The organism is Orenia sp. (assembly GCF_055140805.1).
Genome location: NZ_JBSQYM010000161.1, coordinates 1 through 6,346, shown reverse-complemented (window position 1 = coordinate 6,346; position 6,346 = coordinate 1). Strand labels below are relative to the sequence as shown.

Annotated in this window: 2 protein-coding genes; one reads left to right on the top strand and one right to left on the bottom strand. The window is 32.1% G+C overall.

Going from position 1 to position 6,346, the window contains the following annotated elements; translation table 11 throughout:
* Positions 1-814: 814 nt before the first annotated feature.
* Entirely contained in the window at positions 815-2,722 is a 1,908-nt protein-coding gene (gene gyrB / locus ACTCDL_RS13240) for a DNA topoisomerase (ATP-hydrolyzing) subunit B (protein ID WP_463177629.1), read from the bottom strand.
* Between the two features lie 1,061 nt (positions 2,723-3,783).
* On the opposite strand from gyrB, the gene gyrA reads away from it, so the two are divergent.
* Complete coding sequence (gene gyrA / locus ACTCDL_RS13235; RefSeq protein ID WP_463177626.1) at positions 3,784-6,168, top strand: DNA gyrase subunit A; 2,385 nt, start codon at positions 3,784-3,786, stop codon at positions 6,166-6,168.
* Positions 6,169-6,346 lie beyond the last annotated feature (178 nt).

The window sequence follows — 6,346 nt, the reverse complement described above, 5'->3', positions numbered from 1 at the left end:
CAGCGTCAGATGTGTATAAGAGACAGATTTCTAATCTTCAAACTCCTACCTCCTTTGAATTAATATTATTTATCTAAAAATGTTATAACTTTAACATGAATGTCAAAGTTATTTTATCATAATTTAACAAAAATATCTAATTGCACTTGATTATTGTAGAAGTTAAGCAAGGAAATGTGCCAATTAATCACTATTTAATATAAATCCCTTCTATAGACTAATAATCAATAGATGTAAAAAAGCAGCCCGATTCTTCGGACTGCTTTTTGTTAGGGCCAATTTTATAAGTAGAACAAGGCAAAAAAATTTGCTTATTTCCTAGCTACTATTTAAAATTTTATTTAGAATAATCTTTATTTAACTTCTCTATATCATATTTTAAATATAAATAATAACCAAAACCATCAATACTAAGACCGCTTATAAGAACTAAGTATCCTTTCTTTGTTTAGCTAAGAATGGCAGATCTTGATACTCCTATTATATATGCTACTTTTGGTCCTGTACTAGTATTCCTGTATATTTTAGCTATTTTCTAACTTCATTAACATTTATATATTCAAAGATGATTTTCTTATATATTCCAATAACCTCGATTTGACATTTATACCATAACTTATATATGCCACATCATCAATAAAAAACCTGCATCCTAAATAATAAGATACAGGTCAGATTAATTATATAATTGGATTATTTTCCATTGTATAAATATACGAAACATTGTATATTTTAGCCTAGTTGCAATCTTTGTGAAACTCAGTTGCAAACTTTATGATTACAGTTGCAATCTTTTTGAAAACCTACACTTCTTTTATATATCAATATTATCAGCTAAATCAGCATTTTTCATAATAAATTCTCTTCTGAGTCTCGCTTTAGACCCCATCAACCGATTAAAGATATCATCAGCCATTATCTCATCCTCAATCTCTACCTTTTGTAGCTTACGATTCTCTGGATTCATTGTAGTACTCCATAACTGAGCTGGATTCATCTCTCCTAAACCTTTATAACGTTGAATACTTACTTTTGTTCTATCTTTATCAGCCATATATCTTTCTAACTGCTTATCTGTATAAAGATACTTCTCCTTTTTACCATAAGTAACCTTATACAATGGAGGCTGGGCAATATAGACATGGCCTGCTTCGATCAATTCAGGCATATAACGGTAGAATAGAGTTAAAATTAATGTACAGATATGAGCACCATCGACATCAGCATCGGTCATAATGATAATTTTATGATATCTCAACTTACTAAGATCAAACTCTTCACCAATTCCTGCACCTAAAGCAGTTACAATTGTTGCAATCTCATTGCTCTTTAAAATCTTAGTCAATCTAGCCCGCTCTACATTCATAATCTTACCCTTTAAAGGTAGGATAGCCTGAAATTTACGATTACGCCCTTGTTTTGCAGAACCACCAGCAGAATCACCCTCTACCAAGTAAAGTTCGCATTCTTCTGGCTTACGGCTACTACAATCTGATAGTTTACCAGGTAAGGAGTTATTATTTAAAACACCTTTTCTTCTGGTCAATTCCCTAGCCTTTTTAGCTGCTTTACGAGCTCTAACTGCTTCCAACGCCTTCTCTACCACACTTTTAGCCATTGACGGATTAACATCTAGATAATAACGAAGATACTCATAAACTGCCTTTTCTACAGTACTTCTAATCTCACTATTTCCCAGCTTAGTTTTGGTCTGCCCTTCAAACTGTGGCTCAGTTAGCTTAACACTGACTACAGCTGTTAATCCTTCCCGTAAATCCCGACCAGATAATGCTGGATCATTCTTCTTTAAAAGATTATTATCTTTAGCATAATTATTAAAAGCCTTGGTAATAGCTGCTTTAAATCCTGTTAGGTGATATCCCCCATCATGGGTATTGATATTGTTAGCAAAGGTATAAATTCTTTCATTATAACTCTTATTATATTGGAAAGCAACTTCTACATAGGTATCGTCCAATTCTTCTTCAATATAAACTATATCTTCAGTCAAGGCATCTTGACTTTCATTTAAATATTTAACAAACTCCTCAAGTCCACCACTATAACAGAAAGTTTCTTGCTTATCTTCAGCTCTTCTCTTATCTGCCAATAATATCTCTAAATTCTTATTTAAAAAAGCAGACTCTTGTAATCTAGTACTTAAAGTTTCAAATTTAAAATTAAGTTCGTCAAAAATCTCTTCATCAGGTTTGAAGGTAATCTGAGTTCCTGTCTCTTTAGTCCTCTCACCTTTTTCAAACTCAGTGACTGGAATCCCCCGCTCATACCTTTGGCGATACACATGTCCATCACGATATACTTCTAACTCAAGCCATTCTGATAAAGCATTTACTACTGAGACACCTACTCCATGTAAACCACCAGATACTTTATAACCAGCCCCATCAAACTTACCACCTGCATGGAGGGTAGTTAGTACCAGTTGAGCTGCTGGTAAACCTTTTTTAGGATGAATATCTACTGGAATTCCACGACCATAATCTCTGACAGTTATTGTTTCACCTGTCCCAATGATGATATCTATCTTAGTTCCATGACCTGCTAAAAATTCATCTATACTATTATCAACAATCTCCCAAACGAGATGATGCAATCCTTTAGTTCCAGTAGAGCCGATATACATTCCTGGTCTCTTTCTAACAGCCTCTAGACCTTCTAAAACTTGAATCTGTTCTGCATTATATTGACTATTTACTGCCATATTATATTAACACCTCTTTCAACTTCCATCTTTTGTAAAAAAATCTGATTACATTTATTATAATAGCACATTAATCAATTGATAGCAACTATTAGCTATAATAAGTCTTAATTTGACCCTGTTTATATCTAAATTAATCAATTTATAATGACAGCAATAAGTAATGAGTAACAAGTGATAAGAGAATATTATTACCTGTCACTAAATTACTACCTTATATTCATTAAGTTTCACTTTAACTCTTATTATATACAATTTATATTATTTTTTATAAATTAGCTTCTATACATAGAATATAAAAAATTTAAATTAAGCTTTTAAATCTGATTTCAAAAAAGTTTTGCTTTATATAGAATTTAAAATGAAACTTAATGGGGATATTGTGAAACTTTAAGCTTTAGCTACGGGGTTTTAACCCGTAGTGTAACATATCATCATCACCACAGGTTAAAACCTGTGGCTAGTAAATTTATCATTATAAAAAGTGTCCCACTATCTCTATATAGAGTCATGGTTAAATTTTATTCTAGATTCACATACCTATAATTAATTCTACTTGTTTTTACTTCTTTGTCATTACTCGTAATTGATCACTAATGACTACTCTTTAGTAATTTATTTTACAAATTCTAATTTAATGATATAATAAATACTGTCAATCAGCAAATTTGATATACTTCATAAGCCTTTATGATTGTTCTTAGCTTATCTATAATTTCAAATTGCCAATAGATTTACTATAGTCATCCAACTTTAGAATGAAACAATAGAAAGATAGTGCGACACTTTGTGTCGAGTGTGAGCTATGAGTGTGAGTGTGTGTAAAACTTCTTTTTATTGGGGGTTACTCACACTCACACACCCACTCACGCTAATTTTAAAAGGGTCACAATACCACTATTAAGTTTCACTTTAGACTTGGATATCTATATATAGTTAATTATACTTTAGAAAGTTTTTTGATGCAATTAACTAATTTAATTATTTTAACTGCTTGACATTAAAAGAATATGTAGATAATTATCAATTTAAAAAGATAATATTGAAAGGAGAAGATAGATATGAAAGATAAACAGATTACACCTGTAGCTATTGAAGACAAAATGCGCAATTCTTATTTAAATTATTCATTAAGTGTTATTATAGACCGAGCTTTACCTGATGTTAGAGATGGACTTAAACCAGTACATAGAAGAATTCTTTATGCCACTAAAAAATTGGGGTTGATTCCTGATAAGCCCCATAGGAAATCAGCACGTATCGTTGGAGAGGTATTAGGTAAGTATCATCCTCATGGTGATGCAGCTGTATATAATGCTATGGTTAGAATGGCTCAAGATTTCAGTCAGAGATATATATTAATTGATGGACATGGAAACTTTGGTTCAATCGATGGTGATAGTGCAGCAGCTATGCGTTATACTGAAGCTCGACTAGCATCTATTTCAGAAGATTTACTCCAAGATATTGAAGAGAATACCGTTGATTTTATTCCTAACTTTGATAGTAGCTTAGAGGAGCCTAGTGTATTACCTTCACGGATTCCTAATCTATTAGTTAATGGCTCTAGTGGAATTGCTGTTGGGATGAGCACCAATATTCCCCCTCATAATTTATCAGAGATTATCGATGGCTTAATTGAATTATTAGATAATAAGGATCTAAACATTAAAGACTTAATGAAAATTATTCCAGGACCTGACTTTCCTACTGGAGGGATTATAGTCGGCAATGATGGAGTTAAAGATGCTTACACTACTGGAACAGGAAAAATAACCATTCGTGGTAAGAGTAAGATTGAAGATAAAGGTCGGGGCAAACAGAGTATTATCATTACCGAGATACCTTACCAATTGAGTAAGGCTAAATTAATTGAAGAGATGGCTGATACTGTTAAAAAAGGCAAGATTGATAACATCAGTGATATTCGTGATGAGAGTGACCGTGACGGACTTAGAATTGTAATTGAATTGAAGAAAAAGGGAAATCCAGAGATAATCTTAAATCGTTTATATAAATATACCTCTTTACAATCTAGTATGAGAATTAACATGTTGGCTTTGGTAGAACAACAGCCCAAGGTTATGAATATTAAAAAGATATTAGAACATTTCTTAGACTTTAGAAGAGAGGTTATCACTAGAAGAACTAAGTATCAATTAGAGAAGGCACAAGAAAGAGAGCATATCTTAATTGGCCTTAAAAAAGCTACTGATAGTCTAGATAAGGTAATTAAGGTTATCAGAAGCTCCAAATCTACCAAAGAAGCTAAAAGAAATCTACAAAAAGAACTAGAAGTCACCAAAAGACAAGCAGAAGCTATCTTAAATATGAGATTACAACGCTTAGTCAGCTTGGAGATTGAAAAATTAGAGGCAGATTTAGCAGAGATTCGAGAAAAAATTAAATACTTAAAATCAATTTTAAATAGCACAGATATTTTAGATAATATAGTTAAAGATGAACTAATAGAAATTAAAGATAAGTATGGTGATAAACGTAAGACCAAGATTTTAAGTGATGATTCTAAAGCTGAAATAGAAGAGGAGGATTTGATTAAGGATAAAGATGTAGTTATCTCCCTATCTTATCGTAATTATATCAAAAAAGCAGATAGTCTAGATAATATTCGCTCTGCTAAAAATGACTTTATTACCCATGTAGTAACTGGAAGAAATCTCGACCAAGTCTTATTCTTTACTGATAAGGGACAGGCCTATAGTATTACATGCCATGAAATTCCAGAACATCATGGCTTAGCTACTGGAGACCCATTGAATCAATATATCAAACTTCCAATGGATGAACATATCATTGGAGTCATTATGCTAAATGATTATACTAAAGAGAATTATATTACCATTGCAACTAAAGATGGCTTAGTCAAAAAGACCAAAGGTGAAGAGTATGAAAGCAGCATTTCATCTATTAAAGCAATCAATTTAAATGAAGGTGATGAAGTAATTGGAGTCAGTGTTAGCAGTGGAGAAGAAGATATCTTACTAGGTACTAAAGAAGGCTATACAATCCACTTCAAAGAAGATGAAGTTAACGATACTGGACGTAATACCAAAGGTAGTAAAGGAATCAACCTAGCTGAAAATGATGAGGTCATCAGCTTTAGTATAGTTGGAGATTCTTCACTAGTCCTCTCCATTACCAAAGAAGGGCGTGGTAAAGCAAGTCCCCTTGAAGATTATACTCTACAGAAGAGAAATGGAAAAGGATTAAAGACTATGTCCAATGACAAATATAAATTATTAGAGATTATAACTGCTAATAGTAATGATAAAGTCATCTTAGTCAGTGATAATGGTGAGGTAGTTGAAATGAAGGTTAGTAATATTACAGAAACCAAACGCTTAGGTGCTATGTACTCTCAGGCAAAACTCGATAATGATGAGTTTGTGAAGATTATTAAAGTACCTAGATTAGAAGAAGAGTAATTTTAAAGTATCTTAATATAGAGATAATGCGACACTTTCGAGTTGACGGTTAACAGTGTACAGTTGACAGTTAAAAGGCTTTAAAGATTTTTAAACCGAAGAAAATTAATGTTTGAACGAAGCAAAAATTGAACTAGAATTTAGAGTTTAATCAAGTTTTAATTAGAAAATCTAATTA